A 23,374-nucleotide genomic window follows, 5' to 3' on the forward strand; every position below is an offset into this window, starting at 1 on the left:
TCGAGATTCCGGGTTCACGCTACGCGTGCCCGGAATGACAGCCGGGGACAAAGCATCATGTCAAAACTCAGTGACGCCACCCGCAACAAGCTCAAATCCGTCTCCACCGCCACGGTCGCCACCGCCCTGTTCAAGCGCGGCCTGCGCATCCAGATGATCCAGGATGTGCATCCCTTAAGTCCCGATCAGCCGACCATGGTCGGCGAAGCCTTTACGCTGCGCTACATGCCTGCGCGCGAGGATCTCAACACGATCGACGTCTTCAAGGACCGTTCGCATCCGCAGCGCAAGGCCGTGGAAGATTGCCCTCCGGGCGCTGTGCTGGTGATGGACAGCCGCAAGGACGCGCGCGCGGCATCGGCAGGTGCGATCCTGGTCACGCGATTGATGAAGCGCGGCGTCGCCGGCGTCGTCACCGACGGCGGCTTTCGCGATTCCGCCGAGATCGCGCGGCTCGGCTTCCCGGCCTTTCATCATCGTCCGAGCGCGCCGACCAATCTCACGCTGCACCAGGCGATCGAGATCAACGTTCCCATCGGCTGCGGTGACGCTCCGGTGTTCCCCGGCGACGTCATCCTGGGCGATGCCGACGGCGTCATCGTGATCCCGGCGAACCTCGCGGACGAGATCGCGAGCGAGACCTTCGAGATGACCGCGTTCGAGGACTTCGTCACCGAGGAAGTCGGCAAGGGCCACGGCATCTTCGGCCTCTATCCCGCCACCGACCCGCAGACGCTGATCGATTTCGCGGAATGGCGGAAGGCGAAGGGGCGGTAGCCACCACAACCACCGCCGTCGTCCGCTTGATAAGCGATCGCCATACATTCCACCGTCGTCCCGGCGAAGGCCGGGACCCATAGCCACAGGGAGGAGTTTGGCGAAGACCGGCAATGCCGTGGGACTGCGACTTCCTTGCTCGATGGATCACGCGGTATGGGTCCCGGCTTTCGCCGGGACGACGGTGGGGAAGGACAGCGCAAGCCAACCGGTCCGTAGCCCGGATGGAGCGAAGCGCAATCCGGGGTTCTCGCAGCCGGCGCGATCGTTCCCGGATTTCGCTACGCTTCATCCGGGCTACGGTGCCCTATATCTCCGCTTTCTCCGCCATCCCTGCCGCCCACAGCGCGAAGGCATACACGATCGCGACCTCGTCGAGCCGGTCGAAACGTCCCGACGCGCCGCCGTGGCCGGCGCCCATGTTGGTGCGGAGCAGGACCGGGCCGCCGCCCGTCATGGTGGCGCGCAGGCGCGCGATCCATTTGGCGGGCTCCCAATAGGTGACGCGCGGATCGGTCAGGCCGCCCATCGCCAGGATCGCCGGATAGTCCTTTGCCGCGACATTGTCATAGGGCGAGTAGGACAGGATGGTGCGGAAATCCTGCTCGCTCTCGATCGGATTGCCCCATTCCGGCCATTCCGGCGGCGTCAGCGGCAGCGTGTCGTCGAGCATGGTGTTGAGCACGTCGACGAACGGCACTTCGGCGACGATGCCGGCGAACAATTCGCCGGCGCGATTGGCGACCGCGCCCATCAGCATGCCGCCGGCTGAGCCGCCATGGCCGATGATGCGCTTGGCGCTGGTGTATTTCGCATCAATCAGCGCCCGGGCGCTGGCGGCGAAATCGTCGAACGAATTCGTCTTCTTCTCGCGCTTGCCGTCGAGATACCAGCCCCAGCCCTTGTCGGCGCCGCCGCGGATATGGGCGATGGCGTAGACGAAGCCGCGGTCGACCAGCGACAGGCGATTGGCGCTGAACGAAGCCGGCATCGCCATGCCGTAGGAGCCGTAGCCGTAGAGCAGGAGCGGCGCCGCGCCGTCGAGCTTGAGCCCGCGGCGATGCAGGATTGAGACCGGCACCTCGGCGCCGTCATGCGCCTTCGCCATGATGCGCGTGGTGACGTAATCGGCCGCGTTGTGGCCGGACGGAATCTCCTGGCGCTTGCGCAGGATGCGTGTGCGCTTCGCCATGTCGTAGTCGTAGACCTCCGACGGCGTCGTCATCGACGAATAGGCAAAGCGCAGATTCGTCGTCTCGAACTCGTAGGAGCCCATCGTGTCCAGCGAATAGGCCGCTTCGTCAAACGCGATCGCGTGTTCCTCGCCGCTGTTGAGATCGCGGATCACGATCGACGGCAGCGCGTTGGCGCGCTCCAGCCGGACCAGATGGCCGGCATAGAGATCGAGGTCGAGCACATAGACGCCTTCGCGATACGGGATCAGATCGCGCCAGTTGCTGCGTTCCGACGCGGTGAGCCGCGCCGTGACGATCTTGAAGTCGATGGCGTCGTCGGCATTGGTGAGAATGAAGAGCTCGTCCCCGCGGTCGGCCAGCGAATATTGCACGCCTTCCTCGCGCGCGGCGACCAGGCGCGGCGGTGCCTCGGGATTGGCGAGATCGATCAGCCGCTGCTCGCTCGTCTCGTGGTCGCCGCCCGCGATCACGCAGAAGCGGCCACTGGTGCTCTCGTGCAGATGCGTGAACCAGCCGGCATCCTGCTCTTCATAGACCAGCGTGTCGTCGGCCTGCCTGGTGCCGAGCCTGTGTCGCCACACCTGCATCGGCCGGTGATTGTCGTCGAGCTTCACATAGAAGAAGCTCTTGCAGTCCGCGGCCCAGACCACGCCGCCATCGGTCTCCTCGACGAGGTCGTCGAGATCCGCCCCGGTCGCCCAGTCGCGCACGCGGACGGAAAAATACTCGGAGCCCTTGGTGTCCGCGCTCCAGGCCTGCAGCCTGTGATCGTGGGAGTGCCGGCTGCCGCCGAACTTGAAATATTTGTGGTCCTTGGCGAGCGCGTCGCCGTCGAGCACGATATGGCCCTCGCCGCCATCGCGCGGCATGCGGCCGAACAGCTCGTGCTGCCCGCCTTCGCGAAACCGGCGGAAATAGGCGAAGGGGCCGTCGGGCGACGGCACGCTCGAATCGTCCTCCTTGATCCGCCCGCGCATCTCCTTGACCAGCCGCTTCTGCAACGCGTCGGTATGGCCGAGCAGGCTCTCGGTGTAGCCGTTCTCGGCTTCGAGATAGGTCCGGATGTCGGGATCGAGGATCGAGGGATCGCGCAGCACCTCCTGCCATTTCGCGTCCTTCAGCCAGGCATAGTCATCGGTCACCGTGATGCCGTGGCGCGTGAAGGAATGCGGCCGGCGCGGGGCGACGGGGGGCGATGTCTTGGTGGATTGGGTCACACGATCCTCATGGTGCGGGGTTCCGCTCTATATCGGGATGAATGTGGCGATTGCCAGATGGGCGGGTGATTGGACGTCCTCACTATCCTCGTCATTGCGAGCAGCGAAGCGACGATGCAATCCGTGGCTCCGCGTATGCGGACCGATGGATTGCTTCGCTTCGCTCGCAACGACCGTGGGGACAGAGCGAGCTACCCGTTCCGCAGCCTCGCCCCCGCATTCCCGCCGGACATCGGAATCCGGTTCACCGCCAGCACCACGGCGAAGGTGATCACCAGCATCGCGATGCCGAGCACCGCGATCGCGGCGAGGTCGCCGCCTTCGTTGAGGTCGTAGATCAGGACCGAGAGCACCTTGGTCTGCGAGGTGAACAGCACGATCGCCGCCGACAGTTCCCGCATCACGCCGATGAAGATGAAGCACCAGGTCGCGATCACGCCGGTGCGCAGCAAGGGGGCGGTGATCTGGCACAGCGCCTGCAGCCGGGTCGCGCCGAGGATGCGGCTCGCCTCCTCGAGCTCGGGATGGATCGTCGCGAACGCCGCCTGCAATTGCTGGTAGGCCGAGGGCAAATTGATGGTGAGGAACGCCAGCAGCAGGATCCATAGCGTGCCATAGAGTACGAAGGGCGGCCGCGTGTAGCTCAGGAACAGGCCGACGCCGAGCACGATGCCGGGCACCGCGACCGGCGCAGTGGCGAGGAAGCCGAGCACGCGGTGGCCCGCGATCACCTTGCGCGTCGTGACATAGGCGATGACGAGCGCGAGGATGGTGCCGATCGTCGCGGTCGCGGTGCCCAGGATCACGGTGTTCTTGAGCGCGAGCTGGGTCGAAGACAGCTCGGTGAACACGAAGACGATGTTGTGCAGCGTCGCCGTCGACGGCGTCACCAGCGTGGTCGCGTTCGGCGAGAACGCGGCATTGAGCAGCGCGAGGTAAGGCAGGAATACCGGGTTGAGCAGCACCAGGAGGCAGAAGCCGAGCGCCGCCCAGCGCCAGCCGCGCAACTCGACCCGGCGCGGCGCGCCATATTTGCCGCCGATCACCGAATAGCCGCGGCGGCCGAGCAGCGCCTTCTGGCCCTGCAGCAGCAGGACGGTCAGCACCAGCAGCGGCACCGCGGCGGCGGCCGCGAGCTCGAGCTTCGGGGGATACTGGAACAGGCTCCAGATCTTGGTTGTCATGGTGTGGAAGCCGGCCGGTAGCGCCAGGATCGCCGGCGAGCCGAACAGCGTCATCGCCTGCAGGAACGCGATCAGGGCGCCTGCGACTAGCGCGGGCAGTGCGAGCGGGATCGTCACCCGCCGCGCGGTGGTCCAGGCATTGCCGCCGAGGATCGCGGAGGCGTCTTCCAACTCGCCCGGCATGGTGTCGAGCGCATTGGCCACCAGCACGAACACGAACGGGAACGTGTAGCAGGAGATCACGAAGATGATCCCGGTCATCGAATAGATGTTGAACAGCGGGTCGGCATCCTCGCCGGCGAACAGCCGGTAGAGCTGGTTCAACAGTCCCGAATTCGGCGCCGCCAGCAATTCCCAGGCGACCGCGCCGAGAAACGGCGGCGTCACGAACGAGGCCGTCACCAGCGCGCGGATGGTCTGCCGCCCCGGCATGTCGGTGCGCGACACCAGCCAGCTGATCGGCGCCGCGACGATGCAGCAGATCAGCGCCGACGTGGTCGCGATGATCGCGGTCGTCAGCAGCGGATCGAGGAAATCGGGATTGCTGAACAGCGTGACGAAGTTTTGCAGCGTCGGATGCCGGCCCTTGTCGGTGAAGGCAAACACCGCGAGCCACGACAGCGGCAGCAGGATCAGCAGGATGAGGACCGCCGCGAACAGCCACAGTACGGGTCGGGTCCAGTCGATGCGCGGGCGGGAGGCCGGGGAGGTGGTTGTTGTTGTCATGTTGACCCGCGGTGAACTGTCTCAGCTCCCTCGCCCCGCTCTTGCGGGGTCGAGACAAGCGAAGCTTGCTCTTGGAGGGTTGGGGTGAGGGGCTGCTTCGGCGAGCACAGCGTGCGGAGAGTCCCCCTCACCCGCCGCGCATCTTGCGATGCGCGTCGGCCTCCCCCCGCGAGCGGGGCAAGGCAAGAAAGCGTGACGGCGACCTCCATCGCTCACACCCGAAACAGCCGCGCATAGCGCGTCTTGATCTCTTCTGTCATCGCTTCCACGCCCGCCGGATCCTCTTTCATCAGCCTGATGTCGGAAAGCTTGCGCCGGCCGGCCTTCGGCTGCACCTGGGCGTGCAGCGAATATTGGCCGGTGAAGTCGACGAAGAATTGCTGGGTCTCGCGGGTGTGCAGCCAGGCCTGGAACAGCTTTGCGGCGTTCGGATGTGGCGCGCCGGCGAAGATGCCTGTGGGACCCGAGATCGTCGGCGTGCCTTCGGTCGGATAGACCGGCTCGACCGGTTGTCCGGCTTCCTTCAAGAGCACGATGCCATATTCATTGCCGTCGGCCATCACGGCGCGCTCGCCGAGCGAGAGCTTTTTGGGTGGATCCGTCGAGGACTGCACCTGCATCACGCGCTGTTTCGCGAGTTTCTCCAGATACGGCCAACCGAGCTCGCGCACGATCTGGAACGTCGTGGTCATGATCGTGCCGCTATAGGCGGGATGGCCCTTCACCATCTTGCCCACCCATTTCGGGTCGAGCAGATCGGCAAAGCTCTTCGGCGCGTCCTCCGCCTTCACCAGGTTGGTGTTGTAGGCAATCGACGACAGCCACAGCCGAGTGGTCACGGCCATGCCGTCGGGGTCGCGATAGTTGTCGGGAAAATGTTTCGCGACGTCTTCGGGCACGAACGGCATCAGCCAGCCGCTCTTCTTCCAGGGGATGAAATGCGAGGCATCGGCGCTGTTGACGACGTCGGCGGCGTGAATGTTGGAATCGAATTCCTGCGCCACGCGCTGGAACAGCCGCTCCGAGCCGGAACGTTCGATCTGCACGGTGATGCCGGGATAGGCGGCCTCGAACGCCTTGCCGAGCTTTTCGCCGACCGGCAGGTCCATCGACGAATAGAACACGAGCTTGCCTTCCTTGGTCGCGGCCGCGACGAGATCGGGCGTGATCGCGACCGGCTCGGGTGCGGCGGCGCGTGCCGGTGACGCGAACACCGTGCCGACCGCAAGCGCCGCAGAGCCTTTCAGGACATCGCGTCTGGAAATCGGCTTCCGCATCGCGTCGCTCCGTTTCTTGTTGTTATCGGCTCAGCGCCCGGCAGCGCGCGGGCGGCAAGGTCAGCCAGACCTCGCTGCCCTTCTCGACTGCGGTATCGGTCGGCGTGGTCACCCGCAGCGCCGTGCCGTCAGCGGTCTCCACCATGTAGTCGCGATTCATGCCGAGATAGACCTGACGCGTCACGATGGCCTTGAGCGTATTTTGCTGCGCGGCGGGGGCTCGCGTCGCGAGCTGGATCTCATGCTGGCGGATCGCGACCGGCGCACTCTGGCCGGCCGTCAGCGTGGCGCCGACCACCTCGAGCGTAGCGCCGGCGAACTCCACGTGGTTCGCATCGCGCGCGGTGCCCTTGATCACATTGGCGGCGCCGATGAAGCGCGCGACGAATTCGGATTCCGGCCGCGCATAGATGTCCTCAGGCGCGCCGAGCTGGTCGATCTTGCCGGCATTCATCACCGCGATCAGGTCGGCGGTCGTCATCGCCTCGGACTGGTCGTGGGTGACATAGACCGTGGTGTAGCGATATTCGTCGTGTAGGCGGCGGATCTCGAACTGCATCTCCTCACGGAGCTTGGCGTCCAGATTCGACAGCGGCTCGTCGAGCAGCAGCGTCTCGGGACCGACGATCAGCGCGCGCGCCAGCGCGACGCGCTGCTGCTGGCCGCCGGAGAGCTCTCCCGGATAACGCTGTGCCAGTGGTTCCAGCTTGGTGGTCGCCAGGATCGCGGCGAGCTTCTTGGCGATGGTGTCGCGATCCATTTTGCGCAAACGCAGGCCGTAGACGATGTTCTCCGCCACCGTCATATGCGGCCACAGCGCGTAGCTCTGGAAGATCATGGACATGTTGCGCTGCTCGGGCGGCAGCGTGCGCGTCTTCGAAGACACCACGCGGTCACCGACGCGGATCTCGCCGTCGGATGGTTCAAGGAACCCGGCGATCAGCCGCAGCGTCGTGGTCTTGCCGCAGCCGGACGGCCCGAGCAGACAGACCAGCTGGCCATGATCGATCGTGAGCGAAACATCATCAACCGCGACAAACGATCCAAACCGCTTGACCAGGCCGCGCAATTCCACCGATGCCAAGCGGTCCCTCCATTTTGTTGTGTCGCAGGGATCCGTGCCCGGCTGTTGCCGGCAGTAAAGCGGAAAATGATGACGACGAAAAGTGCTCGTGCCTTAGCAATGCGTTGCATGCATTGCCTCCCGTCACCCTTGTGGGCGTATTCGCAAGCGACGCCAAACATTCAGTGTCGTCCCGGCCTGGTGCGCAATTGCGCACGGGGGCCTGGGACCCATAGCCACCGATGGTCATTGTTGTGCGCCGGCGGAACGACGAGGCTGCCACAATATTCGCCGCCGATTATAGGTCCCGGCTTTCGCCGGGACGACAGCGGAGCGTGCGGCCTCGTTCGTACCTCAGGATGACGGGTCGCTGCCTGCGCTCGGCCTACGCCTTCACGTTCTCGCCGAGCCACTGGATGGCGGCGTCGGCGCCGGCCTTGCCGTGGGGGATGTTCAGCGCCGTCAGCGCGACCTCGACGACGCCGAGGGTGCCGAGGATCATCGGGGCGTTGACGTGGCCCATATGCGCGATGCGGAAGGCCTGACCCTGCAAATCGCCGATGCCGGTGCCGAGCACGACGCCGCACTTCTCCTTGGCATAGCGCTGGATCGCGGCGGGATCGGCGCCCTTCACGGTCACCGTCGTCACGGTGTTGGAACGTTCGGCGGGCTCAGCGATGTTGAAGCCGAGCACCTGTCCCTCACCCCAGACCGCGACCGCGCGGCGCACGGCTTCGCCGAGCAGCCGATGCCGCAGATGCGCATTCTCCAGGCCTTCCTCGTGCAACAGGTCGATCGCCCGGCGCAGCGCGAACAACAGATGCACCGGCGCGGTGCCGGCATATTTACGATAATTCTCGGTGCCCTCGCGCTCGCTCCAGCTCCAATAGGGCGTCCGCAGATCGGCCTTCTTGTGGGCGTCCCAGGCGCGCATTGGCAGCGACGAAGCCAAGGCCGGGCGGCGTCATCAGGCCCTTCTGCGAGCCGGACATTGCGACGTCGATGCCCCATTTGTCCATCTCGAACGGCATGCAGCCGAGCGAGGCGACGGTGTCGACCATATACAGCGCGGGATGGCCGCTGGCCTTGATCGCCTTGCCGATCGCCTCGATGTCGTTCTGCACGCCCGAGGCGGTGTCGACCTGGACCACGACGACCGCCTTGATCGTGTGCTCCTTGTCGCGGCGCAGGCGCTCCTCGACCTCGTGCGGCCGCACCGCGCGGCGCCAATCGCCCTTGAGCACCTCGACCTCGGCGCCCATCAGCGCCGCCGCATTGCCCCAGCCGATCGCAAAGCGTCCGCTCTCCAGCACCAGCACCTTGTCGCCGCGCGACAGCACGTTGCTCAGCGCCGCTTCCCAGGCGCCGTGACCGTTGGCGATGTAGATGTAGGACTTGCCCTTGGTCGCGAACAGCTTCGAGATGTCGCCGAGCAGGCTCTCGGTCAGGTCGAGCATCTCCTTGGAGTAGATGTCGATCGCCGGACGATGCATCGCCCGCAGCACCTCGTCGGGCATCGTGGTGGGCCCGGGGATGGCCAGAAATTCCCGGCCCGCGCGAACGGTCATTGTCCTGTTCCTTTTGGATAAAGCGCGCAAATCATGCGTGTGAGGGGTCAAGCGCGGAGACTATTCCATCGCGGCTACGATTGCGAGCAGGACGAAGCAATCCAGCGTTTCCAAAACCGCGGGACACGATGCTATTTGCCGATCGATTCGACGACCGCGCGCCAGATCTGGTCCTTGAACTCGGTCGCGGCGGGGCTCGGGAGCTGCTCGACGGTGCCGTGGTTCTTGCGGCAGGCCTCGACCAGCCGCAGTACCCAGATTTCGCCGTCGGTGTAATAGGGATCGCCGCCGCCATTGCGACCGTTGAAGGTCGGGCCGATGCCGGTCACCTGATATTTCGCGGTGGCCATGCCGGCCGACTCGAGGTCGGTGGCGAGCAGCGCACGTTCGGCATCGAGGTCGGCCGCGATGTGATGGGTTACCGCGCCGGTGTAGTGGCTGACGCCGACGCTGCGGTCGAGCGTCGCGGCACCCAGCCACACCGGACGCTTCTCCTCGCCCTGATCGAGCACCTTCCAGAACCGGACATGGTTGCGGCGGTCCGCGCTCGATCCGACCGGCCGCTCGAAGGCGAGATCCTCGCGGCGGTCGAGATAGAACAGGTTGCTCACCGGCGCATCCTTGTAGGGACGATCGAGCAGCACGCTGCCGACGATCTCGATCGAGGATTTCAGCGTGACCGGATCGGCCGGATACCAGCCGGCCTCGTGCATCGCGCAGACCACGTCCCTCTTGTCGCCGATCAGCCCGACATTCATCGGATCGCCGGGAATGCCCTGCGCGGTGCGCGTCACCATCGGCAGATTGGCGAGGCCCTTCTGGTGCTCGTAATGCGTCCACAACGCCGGCAGCAGCAGATAGGCCGCGATCAGGTAGATCGCCAGAACGAGCAGCAATAGTATCTGCGCTTGCCGGAGGCGGCTGCGCCGGCGCGCGGAAGGCGGCTTGATCTCGACATCGGTCATGCCGTGGTCCTCACCCGCTTGCGGGGAGAGGCCGGATTGCATCGAAGATGCAATCCGGGTGGGGACTTACTCCTCATAAAGAGCGTCGCAAGCGGTGCCGATGAGGCTACAACCCAATCGCACTTCCGACTAGCGCCGCGTCTCCCGGCACCCGGCCGCTTCGGCTTCCTCCACCGAGCAGAACCAGCGAGTGCCCTTGCTGATCTTCATCTTGATCTGGGTGTACCAGCGGCTGGTCTGCTGGTGATAGATGCACTCGCCGGCGCTGTTCACATTGCCCTTGATGGTGCAGTCCGGCGAGGGCGCGACCGGCCCCGAGGCCGAGGCGAGCAGGATCGCGTTGGCGCCATCCGGCGGCTTCACCGCGCCGAGCACGGTGGTCTTCTTGTTGCGCACGCGCCAGTCCCAGGGTGCGATGAAGGCGCCCTGCCACATCCCGGCCCTGGCCTCGCGCGCGGCCTTCTCATCCGCCTCATAGTCGTGGGACATGCGGGTGTGGGCCAGTGCCCAGCCGTTGCGCACCAGCCATTTCTGGATGTCCTCGCCGCCGACCTCGCAGCGCGCCATGGTGCGGCCGCGACGATCGACCGAGCGGGCGTGGCAGGTCCAGGTCTTGCTGCCGGCATGCTTGATCAGCTCGTCGCGGGCGGCGACGCCGCAGGTCCAGCGCTCGGTCTTGGTGTTGAGGCAGAGCTGGTCCGTCGACGGCGCGTCGATGCCTGCGAGCCGGATGCGGACGCTGCCGATCATGAGCTGGTCGCCGTCGCGGATCTTCGGCACGCCGGTGATGTCGGCGGCGACAGCCAGCGTCGGCAGCGAGAGCAGCAGGCCCGCGGTGAGCAGCGTCTTGAACATCGGCGTTCCCGGCCAGGTTCTTATCGTTCAAATGGCTTTTAGCGTGCAGTGGTCAGTGCCCAACGATTGTGCGGGCAATTGGGCAACCGTGCCAGTGCTGTTGCGTTTCCGCCAGTTTCAACTTCGCGTCATCCCGATGTCCGCCATCCTCCCCTGGAGGGGGAGGATCGGGTCGCATGAAGCGCAGCGCAATGCGAGCCGAGGTGGGGTGAAGGTCTGTCCACTTGAGCAGTGCCGGTGTTGAGAGATCACCCCACCCCATATCGCATCTTGCTTCGCGCGATGCGATACGACCCTCCCCCTCCAGGGGAGGGTGAAGTCTCGCAGCCCGGATAAGTAGGGCGCAGCGTCATCGGGTATCAACGAGGCGTTGGTCTTTATCCGTAGCCCGGATGAAGCGAAGCGCAATCCGGGGAGGTGCGTCTGCGTCGGCAGCCCCCGGATTTCGCTGCGCTCCGTCCGGGCTACAACACCGCGGCCATTCGTCGCTTCGCCAGCGCCAGCGCCATCAGCACGAAGGCCGACGTCACCTCGGGACCGCCGACCAGAATCCGCGTCGGTGTCTTCATCTTGTTCCATTCATAGGCCCTGTAGGGCCCCTTGCGGCCGCCCTCGCCGAGGCCCTGCACGATGCAGTGCAGCGCCGGCGTGAAGGTCGAGACCTCGGCGCCGAGATGCGCCAGCGCCATCAGCGCCAGCGCGGCGTCGAACGGGTTCATCTCATGGACGATCAGCTCGTGCGTGACATAGTCGAGCACGCGGGCGCGGATCAGCGCGAACACGTTGCCGGGATCGATGATGCGCTGCGCCGCCAGCGGCAGTGCCAGGAAAGCGGCATAGCAGCGGCCGAAATAGGCGCTGTAGAGCTCCGGCAGGTAATAGATGTGCGAGCGCGGATTTTTGAACGCGCCGCTTTCGACCAGATTCTTCTGGAAGGCGATGATGCGATGCACGGTCTCCAGCCGCTGCGGCGTCTCGATGATCTGCCAGCCGGTAAGGTTGCGGAACGAGACCTCGAGAATGTCGAGATTGAGCGTCGGATCGAGATCGTTGCCGTATGGGCGCTCGCCGTCGAGATTGTCGATCCAGGTCGCAACCCCGCCCTCATAGTCGATATTGTCGTTGAGCGGCACGGTCACGCGCGGCGCGTTGACGCCGGCGCGCACCTGGTAGCCGCGGTAGAAGTCGAGCAGCGGCTGCTGCAGGATCGGATCGTCGCAGCCGGCCTGCGTTGCCGCGGAGATCGAGCACGCCGTGGTGTCGCAATCCGGCACGTAGATGCCGAAGCCGAGATCCTGCTTGATCTGCGCGAAGTAGCGGGAAAAGCGTGGATGCGGCGCCGGCGCGAGCGCGGTGACGACCTTCACCGTCGAGCCGTCATGCGACGGCACCTCCTCGGCGCTGATGTTGACGCAGAAATCCACCATGTCGGCGATCGCGCGCCGCGCGGTAGCAGCTTCATCCGGCGAGGCGAGCCCGGTCTCGACGTAGCTCAGCAGCGCCTCGATGAAGAACGCATCGTAATAGGCCGAGCGGTGGCGGATCTGCACCGGCTCCCACATCGGTTCGGCAATGCCGCGCCAGGCCGGGTTGATCAGCGCGCGCGCCGGCGAATGCGCGATGAAGACGCGGGCGAGATTGAACAGCAGCGAGGAGTTCTTGTAGCCGCGCGCGTTGAGGCCCGTCAGGGCCATGATCAGCTCGCGTCCGCGGAAATCGGGATCGCCGATCAGGTTGAAGGCGGCATAGGTCGGCAGGAAGCCGTTTCTGCCGAACGAGCGCAACAGATGCGCGCCGGTCAGGCGGATCACGCGGTCGATCTCGGCGACCTCCGGCGGGCGGCTAGGTGCGGTCGCGGCGGGCGGGGCCGGGTGGTGCACGCCGATACCGTCCATCAATGCCGCGACGGGCGTGCCGATCGCGGCCCAGTCCGGCGTCGCGACGTCGCGCGCCGCGGTGAGCGCCGCGCGCAGGCCGGCAAGGCGGTCGGGATCGTCGAGCGCGGGCAGGCCGGTGCGGCGGAGCAGCGCGCGCAGCGGCGGATTGCCGAGCGCGGTCCGGTAGAATTTTCCGAGATGGGCATCGCCGCCGCGATAGGCCTGCAGCACGGGGTCGCAGACGTCGTACAGCGATGGGCCGTCCTTTCGGGCGGTCAGCGACCGGCACACCGCGCCTGCGATCTCGTGAAGGCCCAAGAAGCTCAAAGAATCCCCTTTCCCGAGGACCGGTTAACGCCGCCGCCCGACGGTGTTTCCTGTCGCTCTGCCCCAAACCCGCAAGCCTTTGGAAAGCTACATGAATCGCTACAAAACACAAATGTGACTGAGGTCACGTAACGGGATTTTAACGGCGTCAATGGCCTCTGCCGGGCGGCGGCATGCGGCAATTCGGGTTGCCCCGGGCGGCCGTCCGGGTTAAAGGAGCGTTTGTTGCGGCGCCGCAAATTGAGTTCAATTCAACGGCACACACACCTCAACCCCATTAAACCTGAACGTCTTTGACGCGACTAACTGGCGCGATCTTCGCTTGAGCGCCATCGGGATAAGAATTGGGACTTAGGAACGCTATGGACCTTGGGCAGCTTCGCATTTCCCGCCGCACCATCGCCGTCTGCGTGGCAGTGGCCGGCACGGTGTCGCTGGCGATTGGCGCCCATGCCGCGCTCAACAAGCGCACCCTCGATGTCGCCAAGGAGACCATTGCTGGTGGCGACAAGGTCGCCCCGACCGAGCTGACCGGCAGCATTCCGGCAGGCACTTCCCGCCTCGCGCTGATCATCGGCAACGGCCACTACCCGGACGCCGCGGCGCCGCTGGCCCAGCCGATCAACGATGCCCGCACCCTGTCGTCGGCGCTGCGCCGCGAGGGCTTTGACGTCGACATGGTGGAAGACGCGACCAAGGACGACATGGTCCGCGCCGTCAACCGCCTGAAGTCCCGGATCAAGCACGACAGCGTCGTCATGCTGTTCTTTGGCGGCTTCGGCGTGCAGGCCGGCCGCGAGAGCTACATGCTGCCGGTCGATGCCGTGATCTGGAAGGAAAGCGACGTCAAGCGCACCGGCGTCAGCGTCGAGTCCGTGCTCGAGATGATGAAGGAGCAGGGTGCCAAGGCCAAGCTCGTCGTGGTCGATGCCTCCCGCCGTAATCCTTACGAGCGCCGCTTCCGCGCGTTCTCGCACGGTCTCGCCCCGATCAGCCCGCCGGAGAACACCATCGTGCTGAGCTCGGCGACGCCGGGCAAGGTCGCCGACGACTCTAAGGCGCCGAACAGCGTGCTGGTCTCCGAGCTGCTCAACAACCTCAACGCCCAGGCCGGCGCCGAAAGCGCCTTCAACAAGACCCGCGTCGCGATCTCGCGCGCGTCGGAAGGCGAGCAGGTGCCGAGCGTGTCGTCCTCGCTGCTGGAAGACATCAAGCTCGGCGGCTGAGAGTCTAGCTCTTTCCCTAAGTCGTCCCGGCGAAAGCCGGGACCCATAACCACAGGGCTGCGTTGCTGAAGCGCGCTGTGGCCCCAGCGCGATCCTATTCGCGCATTCGTGGTTGTGGGTCCCGGGTCGCGCTTCGCTTGCCCGGGACGACACTGTGAATGTGGCGGCGCCTGCTTCGCCTATTTCGCTTCCGCGCTCGCCATCACCGGGCGCACCGGATCGCCTTCGCGCAGCAATGCGCCGGCGCGGGCGACGACGACATCGCCTTCATTGAGGCCGTCGCGGACCTCGACCTGTCCGGCCGACATCAATCCGGTCTCGACCCGCCGCGTCTCGACGCGGCCGCCGCGCACCACCTGCACCACGGTGCCGGCGGTGGAATAGAGGATCGCGGTCAGCGGCACCGCGACGTTGCAGCTCTGTCCGGTCTTGATCAGCGCGCGCCCGGACGAATTCACCAGCAGCCGCTTGTTGGCGCCAATGCCGATGAACACCTGGCCGAGCTGGCTGTTCGGCTCGACCGTCGGCGCGATCCGCCGCACCTTGCCGTCGAGATCGCCGGCGCCGAGGACTTTGAGCTGGGCCGTCTGCTCGGTCTTCAGCTTGGCGATGTCGCGGGTCGGCACCATGCCGACCAGATCGTACTCGCTCTTGGCGATGATCGAGAACAGCGCGTCCTTGCCCGAGGCCGGCGCGCCGACGATCGCCGACGAGCCCGAGATCGTGCCCGCCACTGGCGCCGTGACGTTGACCGGGTTGGCGCCGTCGGTCAGCTTCGCCAGCACTTGCCCTGCGGTGACGGTGTCGCCGGGATCGGCCATCACCTCCGCCACCTTCAAGCCGAAACGATCGGGCCGGATCTGCTGCTCGTCGCGCGGCAGCACGATGCCTGAAACCTCGACGATATTGCCGAAGCAGAATTTCGAGGCCTTCAGCACCGTCACCGCCGCGCCCTTCGGCACCGCGTCGGCCTCTCCTGCGGCGAGCGCGGGAGAGCCGGCGAGCAGAAGCAGCGCGACGACAATCGACGGTCCGTAGGATGGGGAGAGCCAACGGGTCCGCGCAACGCGCGGCCCGATGATAAACTCCGCGAAACCCATCAATCGATTCACACGCGAGATCATCGGCAAATTATTCCCAAAATGAGGGCCTCCTGAATACCAGATGCCGCCTGGCCGAGCCAGCCGGCTGCGCTGTGTCGGCCGGTCCCGCATCCGCCGCCAGCTCCAGCTTGGCCAGCTCCAAATTCGCCAGCTCCTGGGCGCGCCAGATATGCCGCAAGATTTCCGGGTTGACCCGATCGGCATGCGTCGCCGGCAGCATGTGGCCGGCACCCGGCAGATGCCGCAGCTCGGCGCCATCGATCAGCGCGGCGAGTTTGGTGACAATGCGCTGCGTCACATAGGGCGACAGCCCGCCCGACAGCAGCAGTGTCGGCACCTGCAACGCGCGCGCGGCTTCCGCCACCCCGTCGAGGTCGAGCGCGGCGGCGAAATCGCAAGCCAGCTTGTCAGCCTGCTCGATCATCCGCAGCCGTCCGCTCGGCGAGAACTGCTCGCGCGGCCCGGAGCCGGCCCAGAACGCGGTGAACGCCTCGACCGCCTCCATCACGGCGCCGTCGAGAATATCCTTTGAGACGATCTGCGCGATCCGCGCGAAGCGATCGTACAGCCGCGCGTCGGCGGGCGTGTCACGAAGCAGCGTGGGTAACACCGGCTCGATCAGCGTCAGGCTGCGAATGTGCTGCGCATAAGGCGAGGTGGTCGCCAGCCGAAACGCGATCGCCCCGCCATAGGAATGCCCGATCAGATGGATCGGCCCGTCGGCCTTGGCGAGCCAGGGCTCAAGCCGCGCGATCTCGCCATCCAGCGTCCGCGGCCAGTCGCGCCCGCAGGCGGCAACGCCATAGCCGGAAATATCCGGTGCCATGAACCGGTCGCCGCCGAGCGCCGCCGCAAGCTTGGTCCATTGCCGTCCCGACCCCAGCGAGCAATGCAACGCCACCACCGACGCCGCCGCGTGCGTCCCATCCAAACCCGTCATCAAACCCATCCTGCTTGTTCTTGTTGTCGCCGGCCGCGCGTTCGCACGCGCCCGTCATGACGCGAGCGAGGAGGGGGAGGGGTTATTCCTGGGAGGGGGTGGGTGGGGCCGTGATCGTGATTGCGCGCGCAGTCAGATTCACTGGATGGTGATTTTGAGGTTCGTGGCAGTCGGCGCCCGGCCTTCCCTGCGCCCTCTCCTGTGTGAGGGTGGTTAATCGCATGACTCGCGCGCGGCGGCATCGCGAGGTTGCCGGCGTGTGTTTCTCCCTTGGCTGTTTGATAGTTGAATCGGGAACGGGGCCCACATTTGGTGTCGTCCCGGCGAAGGCCGGGACCCATAACCACACATGGTGGTTGTGAGGTAGGGTGGGGCCGCAGCGTACTCTAACAAATGACAGCGGTGGTAATGGGTCCCGGCCTTCGCCGGGACGACGTAGGGGAGAGTGTGCCGCTTACTCCGCCGCCGCCTCCGCTGACGGCTCGCCCTTCCAGCGCAGGATCTCCGCAGCCAAAATCGGATGGTTGAATCCCTTCAGCACGAGATCGTCGAGGGCGCGGGCCTCGACCCAGGGCTCGACCATGCCGTAGACGCGGCGGCTCACCACGATCTGGTTGGGCTTGGCTTCGCCGCAGAGGCGGGAGGCGAGGTTGGTGACGCTGCCGATCGCGGCATATTCCAGCCGCTGCTCGAAGCCGACCTGGCCGAGTGTGGCATAGCCGAGCGCGATGCCGATGCCGAACCCCAGGCTATGCCCGCGGTTGCGCCAGCGCTCGGTCAGCGGGCCGATGGTGTCGCGCATCTCCACCGCCATCTTCACCGCGCGCCTGGTGTGGTCCTCGAACTGGATCGGCGCGTTGAACAGGATCATCACGCCGTCGCCGGCATATTTGTCGAGCGTGCCCTCGTACTTGAAGATCAGCTGGCCGAGCGCGGCGTGATATTCGCGCAGCACGTTCATCGCCTCTTCCGGCTCGGTCGCTTCCGTGAACGCGGTGAAGCCGCGCAGGTCGCAGAACACCACGGTCACCTCGCGGCGCTGGCTGGTGAGCAGCCCCTCGGGGCTGTCGGAGGAGGCGATCAGCTGCGCCACCTGCGGCGCCAGGAAGCGCTCGAGCTTGCGGATGCGCTCGATCTCGCCGAGCTGGGTCTTGACGCGCGCCTCCAGCGACTTGTTCCAGTCCTTGAGCTGCTCGGTCTGCTCGCGCAGCTTGTCCGCCTGGGCGCGCACGGTCTTGTTCGCGGCCTCCAGCGCGTGGCTGTTGTGGTCGACCTCGCTGAACAGCCGCGCATTGCGCATCGCCAGCACGGCCTGGTGCGCGAAGGTCTTCACCAGGCCGATCAGGCTCGAGGGGAAATCGCCGGCCGCCTTGCGCAGCACCACCAGCGCGCCGAGCACGCCCTGCTGGTCGACCAGCGGCACCACGAGCACGGAGCGGAAGCCGGCGCCGACCACGACATCGCGCAGCGGATGATCGGGCGGATAATCGGGACTTGCCGCGAGATCGGGAAACGCCAGCGGCTCGCCCTTCGCGGCGGCCTCGCCGAGCGGGCTGTTTGCCGCATCGATCGCGCGATGATGGCCTTCGGCTCCGCTGTCGATGCCGATCGATTGCGTCAGGGTGAAGCTGCGCTGCGCGACGTCAAAGCCGTAGATCAGCACCGCGTCGGCGTGGGTGATCTCGATCGCACGGGCCGCGATCGTCGCAAGCACAGCGTTGAGATCGAGCGAGGAGGCCACCGCGCGGCCGACCTCCTCCAGCACCTTGAGCTCGTGGATCGACTGCGCGAGGTCGCGGGTGCGCTCCTCGACCTTGGCTTCGAGGTCGGAATAGGTCTCGGCAAGCTGGGTGGCCATGCTGTTGAACTGACCGGCGAGCTCTTCCAGCTCATCGGATGTTTTCACCTCGATGCGATGACCGAAATCGCCGGCGCCGAGCCGCCGCGCGCCGGTGCGCAGCGCCGTGATCGGGATGATCATGCGGCGCGCCAGCAGCGTGCCGGCGAGGATCGCGACCATCAGGCCCATGCCGATCAGCAGCGCGATGCGCACCAGCTGGTCGCGGATCGGCATCAGGGCCTGCGTGGTCGGCTGCTCATAGAACACGTGCCAGCCGAGGTTCGGCGCGGCCGTCGCTGTCGTCAGCACCGCGTTGCCGTCGACATCCTTGCCGGAGGCGATCGGCCTGCCACTCTGCGACAGCACCGCGGTGACCTGGGGCAGCGCGGCGAGGTCCTTGCCGACCTCCGGCCCCTTCGACGAACTCGCGAGCACCCGGCCCTTGGCATCGACGACATACGCATGCGCGAGCCGGCCGACCTGGGAATCGCCGAAATAGTCATTGAGGAAGCGCAGGTCGATCTCTGCCATGGTGACGCCGGCATTGAAGCCGGAATGCTGCTCGCCGATCGACATGAACGGCCGCCCGTCGCGAAAATACGCCGGCGCGTAGGCAGTGCCGCGGGCGATGGTCTCGGTGAATCTGACATCGCGGGAGAAATCGGCGTTGGAGTTGACCGTGGTGGTCTGGCGCGACAGCCGCAGCATTTCGCGGCCTTGGCCGCTGATCAGGGTGAGCTGGCTCACCGCCGGCACCTGGCCGAGCAACTGCGCGTAGTCGGCACGGCGCAGCTCGATCGTGTTGGAGGAGGCGCGGGTCACCCAGGAGATCTGCCGTTCGAGATCGGAAATCGCCTGCTCGATGCGCTTGGCGGTGGCGTCCGCCTTCTCGCTCATCGCGTCCGTCAGCGTGCCCTTGATGCCGCGGTAGCTGATCCAGGTCTCCATCGCTCCGTTGACGGCGAGGACGAACACGACGAGGCCGACGAGGGAGACGACGTATTTGGCGAACAGGCCCCCGCGCAGGAACCAGTTCTTGCCCTTGTCCGTAGCCGCGCTCATCCAGCCTCGTCCGGCCCCTGATCGGGTGCGCCGCATGATCCGCCGCTGTTTAGCACGGATCGGCTGGGCGGGGCGGCTCCTCGGGCCGCATGGTTATCCCTTCATATCGGCGGGGGATATCCGGGAATATCAGCGATTGAACAGCTGACGCAGCACGTCCTTCATCGCGGGACTGTCGTGCTGCTCGGCGGTCTCGCCCGGCGGAGGGGGCGGTGGCGGGGCCTGATCGGCGGCCGGCGGCGCCGGCCGGCTCAGGTCGCGGCTCGAGCGCGACGCGTTGCTCCGGTTGAGGGTGGAGAGGCCCTGCTGCAGCAAATTGCCGATGGTGTCGCCAAGCTGCCCGCCGAGCGGATTGCCCTGGCCGGCGCCGCCGTCCGGTGGCTGGCCTGTGCCGCCCTGCGCGCCGTTGAGCAGATTGGTCAGCCCGTTGAGGCCCTCGCTCAGCCCTTGGCCGTTCGCCCCGAACAGGCCCTTGCCCATCTCGCGCAGCTTGGCATAGGCGGCATCCGGATTGTCCAGCATGCCGGCCATATCAGGATAGATCCGCGGCTACACCCAGGGTCCCTCGAGCATCACGGGGATGCCGAGGCCGACCGGATTGCCGGCGCGGCCCTGGCCTTCGGTGGTCATCACGAGCTGCGGCTCGACGCGGAATCCGATCTGGCGGGTGTTGAGGTCGATCGTGCCGACCCCGGTCATCTTCACCAGCGGGCCGATCAGGTTGAGATCCGTGGTGACGGCCTGGCCCTTGTCGACCTTGAACGAGGCCGAGAGCTGGCTGAGATCGGTCGACAATTCCTGGCTCTCCTGCCACCCCGACAGGGTGCTGGTGGTGAGGTTGCGGATCATCTGAGCCACGTTGAGGCCGAGGATCTTGCCATCCTGGAATACGACGAAGGCAGTGCCCGCGAGATTGCCGACGATGACGCGCTCGCTGCCGCCTTGCGAGGTCAGCGCGATCTTGGCCTGCATCCTGCCGTCGAGCTTGTCGAATTCGGCGAGGCTCTTCAGCACCGGCAGCGCGCGCACCCCGGCGAGGTCGAGCCGCAGCGCGTAGGTTGGATTCGTAGCTCGCGCGTCGATGGTGACATCGCCATCGGCGGTGCCCTCATAGGCGCCGAGATGGGCGAGCCGGCCCTTCAGCACGCCGCTGTCGATCGACGCATCGATTGCCGCCTGCGCGAAGCGGCCGTCGCCGATCACGAGCTCCGCCGCCGAAATGCGCGCCTGCGCGTCGACATAGTTGAGCCCGGCAAGATCGATCGACGCGTTGCTCCAGGTATTGGTGCCGGGCGGCTGCGTGGTGCCGGACTGGCCCGGCGGCATCGCGATCGCAATGCGCTGGAAGTCGAGATCGAGCTTCACCAGCGGCTTGTTGCTGGCGAAATCGACCGACGCCCAGCCGGTGAAGCCGCCATCGCCGAGCGTGCCGGACACGCCGTTGAACATCACCACCGTGCCGTTCAGCCGCGCGTCCGCATTCGCCTTGATCGCGGCGGGCAACAGGCCGGGCGCATCGATGCTGAATTCGGCCGGCACGCTTTGGCGCTCCAGCGATGCTTGCGGCGCGGTCGCGCGGATCTCGAACTTCAGCGGCTTGTCGCCGGCGTGTGCGTCACCGGTCACGATGATCTTGCGGTCGTCGCCGATGGTCGCGTCCGCGTTGAGCGTGTCGATCCGGCTCTCGATCCGGTCGCGCACATTGGCGAAGACGATGGTGCCGCTGCTGACGCTGACATGCCGGATCGTGATGCCGCCGCCATCGGGCGCGGAGGATTTCGCCGGCGGATTGTGGTCGCGGGTGCGCTCGCGCTGCAGCGGCAGGTTGATCACCGGCTTGACGATCGCGAGGTCGGTGATGTCGGTCCGGCCCGACCACAGGCTCGACAGCGTCATCTCGGCTTCGACGCTGCTTGCCGCGAACCGGTTGTTGACGTCGCGCCCGCGCGGGTCCTGCAACACGACGTCGCGCAGCGTCAGATTGACCTTCGGCCAGAGGCCAATCTTGGCACCGCCATTGATGGTGAGCTTGTAGCCGGTCTCGCGCTCGACCCGGTCGGTGATGGTCGATGTGAGGAACGAGGACGGGATCCCGATCACAGCCACCAACGCGATGATCACGATCACGGCAGCAATGGCGGCCCCGGCGAATTTCAGTGCTCTCATGTCGTTGTTCCAGGCCGGGCAAGCGGGGTTCCGTTGCAGAAAGTCACGGCCGATCACACGAGTTTATCCCGCAAGCGGGAGCTGGCTCCAATGACCGGAAAAATAATCCGTTACCGCATGAACTTATGTGACCTCTCCCACACTCTTATGAGGGTGATTTTTGCTAACCGGGCGTCAGGGGACTGCTCGGATTGGATTTGGAAGGCAGTACAATGAGCAAGCAGGCCGAATTTGCGGTCATCCTGAAGATGAACCCGATGTTCGCCGATCTCGGCGCAGACGAGCTCCAGCGACTGTCCAATCTCTGTCACACCCAGCATCTGGGGAACGGCGAGGTGCTGTTCCAGAAGGGCGATCCCGGGGACGCCCTGTTTGGGGTCCGCCGCGGCCAGATTCGGATCGAGACCGGTGCTTCCGACGGCAGCCGGCTCACACTCAACTTCATGGGATCGGGCGACCTGTTCGGCGAGGTCGCGGTGCTGGATGGCCAGAGCCGCACGGCGGACGCCACTGCGGGCGAGACCAGCGAATTGTTCGTGCTGCGGCGCGAAGATTTCCTCGGCTTCCTCGAGCGCGAGCCAAAGGTCGCGATCAAGATCATCGCACTGCTGTGCCAGCGCATCCGCTGGCAGAGCGAGCGCATGGAGGAGTCCGTGCTGCAGCCGCTGCCGGTTCGCCTGGCGCGGCGGCTCTGCGCGCTCGCCGAGGATTTCGGTTCCGAGGTGCACATCTCGCAGGAACAGCTCGGCATCTTCGTCGGTGCCGCGCGCGAAAGCGTCAACCGGCAGCTGCAGACCTGGCGCAGGGACGGCATCGTCGACCTGCAACGCGGCCGGATCATGCTGCACAACATGACCAAGCTGACGGCGGTCGCCCGCAACGACTGAACCGGACCGCATACAACGCGCGCGCGAAGGTGAGATTTTCTCGCGCGCGCCGCTTGCGGATGTTGACGCACTCCTGCCTAAAAGACGTGCTTGCATGATGAGGCCGGTACCGCTTTGATCCGGCCGCCGGTCCTTGGGGTGACACCCAGCCTTGCTGGCCTCACGCCATCCACCTGCAAACCCCTGCGGTCTCTCCCGTTGACCGCAGGGGTTTTGCATTTCGGCGGCGGCGCGAGGCGAATCTGTCGACTTCAACATCATTTCGGGATTGGACCGGCGCCGGGCTCGCGCTTGAACATCGCGGCCAAGGCGCCGATGGATGCGGCCTTCCGCGGTCTGGACTATGCTGTTCCAGCACTCTACTTCGATGCTGGAATGAAAAGAGAGGCTCCTCATGGACAACCAGGGCGCGGTCGGCAAACCAGCAGTCAAATCGCAGGAGGATCTTCGTAGCCATTTCGGGCAAGTGAGCCCGCTCGCGGAGAAGAAGGTTCTCCATCATCTCGACAAATTCTGCCGTGATTTCATCGCGTTGTCGCCCTTCCTCGTCCTAGCGACGAGCGACTGCAACGGCCACGCCGATGCAAGCCCTCGCGGAGATGCGCCGGGCTTCGTCGCGGTGCTCGACGACAAGACGCTGCTGATACCCGACCGGCGCGGCAATAACCGCGTGGACACTTTCGGCAACATCATTGCCTCGCCGGGGATCGGCCTGCTCTTCATGGTGCCCGGAATAAATGAGACCCTGCGGGTCAACGGTCGCGCGGAGATCTCGCAGGACGCCAAGCTGTTGGCGCCGCTCGCGGTGCAGAACGTCGTCCCGATCATTGGGCTCAAAGTCCTTGTCGAGGAGACCTACTTCCACTGCGGCAAGGCGCTGATGCGCTCGAAGCTGTGGAGTCCGGCAACACAGGTCGAGCGCAACAACTTCCCGACACTCGGTCGGATCATCGCCGAGCAGACCGCTGCCATCGAGCCCGAAGTCGCTGAGAAGGCGATGGAAGAGGCCTATCGGACGCGGCTCTACTAGAACCTGCTGAAACCAATCGGGAACCATCCTCACCGTCGTCCCTGCGAAAGCAGGGACCCATAACCACAACTGCCAATCGTTGGGCGAT

14 protein-coding genes and 2 pseudogenes are annotated in these 23,374 nt (G+C 65.7%); 4 read left to right on the top strand and 12 right to left on the bottom strand.

Annotated features, from left to right (window positions below; all coding sequences use genetic code 11):
• Positions 1-57 precede the first annotated feature (57 nt).
• Positions 58-777, top strand: a complete 720-nt coding sequence (locus tag RX327_RS02445; RefSeq protein ID WP_317249369.1) for a ribonuclease activity regulator RraA — start codon at positions 58-60, stop codon at positions 775-777.
• Between the two features lie 307 nt (positions 778-1,084).
• Here RX327_RS02445 and RX327_RS02450 read toward each other — a convergent pair whose 3' ends face one another.
• From RX327_RS02450 to RX327_RS02485, 8 genes and pseudogenes are all read right to left on the bottom strand, one after another.
• On the bottom strand, positions 1,085-3,190 hold the full coding sequence (locus RX327_RS02450) for a S9 family peptidase (protein ID WP_317249370.1): 2,106 nt from the start codon (positions 3,188-3,190) through the stop codon (positions 1,085-1,087).
• 191 nt (positions 3,191-3,381) lie between these two features.
• A complete protein-coding gene (locus tag RX327_RS02455) occupies positions 3,382-5,100 on the bottom strand; it encodes an ABC transporter permease (RefSeq protein WP_050383633.1) in 1,719 nt (572 codons plus the stop codon).
• A gap of 212 nt (positions 5,101-5,312) precedes the next feature.
• Positions 5,313-6,377: a substrate-binding domain-containing protein gene (locus tag RX327_RS02460; RefSeq protein ID WP_050383634.1), complete on the bottom strand. Its 1,065-nt coding sequence runs from the start codon at positions 6,375-6,377 to the stop codon at positions 5,313-5,315.
• 22 nt (positions 6,378-6,399) lie between these two features.
• Positions 6,400-7,452 (bottom strand): ABC transporter ATP-binding protein, encoded by a 1,053-nt coding sequence (locus RX327_RS02465; RefSeq protein WP_317251440.1) that lies wholly within the window; start codon positions 7,450-7,452, stop codon positions 6,400-6,402.
• Positions 7,453-7,825: 373 nt separating this feature from the next.
• Positions 7,826-9,008 (bottom strand): annotated as a pseudogene (locus RX327_RS02470) (pyridoxal-phosphate-dependent aminotransferase family protein).
• A gap of 131 nt (positions 9,009-9,139) precedes the next feature.
• Entirely contained in the window at positions 9,140-9,973 is an 834-nt protein-coding gene (locus tag RX327_RS02475) for an LssY C-terminal domain-containing protein (protein ID WP_050383636.1), read from the bottom strand.
• A 129-nt stretch (positions 9,974-10,102) separates the two neighbouring features.
• Entirely contained in the window at positions 10,103-10,828 is a 726-nt protein-coding gene (locus RX327_RS02480) for a thermonuclease family protein (RefSeq protein WP_317249371.1), read from the bottom strand.
• Between the two features lie 464 nt (positions 10,829-11,292).
• Positions 11,293-13,023, bottom strand: coding sequence for a hypothetical protein (locus RX327_RS02485; RefSeq protein ID WP_317251441.1), 1,731 nt, complete (start codon positions 13,021-13,023; stop codon positions 11,293-11,295).
• A gap of 371 nt (positions 13,024-13,394) precedes the next feature.
• Between RX327_RS02485 and RX327_RS02490 the strand changes: the two genes are divergently transcribed.
• Complete coding sequence (locus RX327_RS02490) at positions 13,395-14,258, top strand: caspase family protein (protein ID WP_317249372.1); 864 nt, start codon at positions 13,395-13,397, stop codon at positions 14,256-14,258.
• Between the two features lie 179 nt (positions 14,259-14,437).
• Here the strand turns inward: RX327_RS02490 and RX327_RS02495 are convergent, their stop codons facing one another.
• The 4 genes and pseudogenes from RX327_RS02495 to RX327_RS02510 form a co-directional block, all read right to left on the bottom strand.
• The gene (locus tag RX327_RS02495; protein ID WP_317249373.1) at positions 14,438-15,358 is read right to left on the bottom strand and encodes an efflux RND transporter periplasmic adaptor subunit; all 921 of its coding nucleotides are present in this window, start codon (positions 15,356-15,358) and stop codon (positions 14,438-14,440) included.
• 31 nt (positions 15,359-15,389) lie between these two features.
• Positions 15,390-16,301, bottom strand: a complete 912-nt coding sequence (locus RX327_RS02500; RefSeq protein WP_160321713.1) for an alpha/beta fold hydrolase — start codon at positions 16,299-16,301, stop codon at positions 15,390-15,392.
• Positions 16,302-16,755: 454 nt separating this feature from the next.
• The gene (locus RX327_RS02505; protein ID WP_317249374.1) at positions 16,756-19,203 is read right to left on the bottom strand and encodes an adenylate/guanylate cyclase domain-containing protein; all 2,448 of its coding nucleotides are present in this window, start codon (positions 19,201-19,203) and stop codon (positions 16,756-16,758) included.
• Between the two features lie 129 nt (positions 19,204-19,332).
• Positions 19,333-21,369 (bottom strand): annotated as a pseudogene (locus RX327_RS02510) (AsmA family protein).
• Positions 21,370-21,581: 212 nt separating this feature from the next.
• On the opposite strand from RX327_RS02510, the gene RX327_RS02515 reads away from it, so the two are divergent.
• The gene (locus RX327_RS02515; RefSeq protein ID WP_317249375.1) at positions 21,582-22,256 is read left to right on the top strand and encodes a Crp/Fnr family transcriptional regulator; all 675 of its coding nucleotides are present in this window, start codon (positions 21,582-21,584) and stop codon (positions 22,254-22,256) included.
• A 394-nt stretch (positions 22,257-22,650) separates the two neighbouring features.
• Complete coding sequence (locus RX327_RS02520; protein ID WP_317249376.1) at positions 22,651-23,286, top strand: pyridoxamine 5'-phosphate oxidase family protein; 636 nt, start codon at positions 22,651-22,653, stop codon at positions 23,284-23,286.
• Positions 23,287-23,374 lie beyond the last annotated feature (88 nt).

It is taken from the genome of Bradyrhizobium sp. BEA-2-5 (assembly GCF_032918025.1).
GTDB lineage: Bacteria > Pseudomonadota > Alphaproteobacteria > Rhizobiales > Xanthobacteraceae > Bradyrhizobium > Bradyrhizobium pachyrhizi.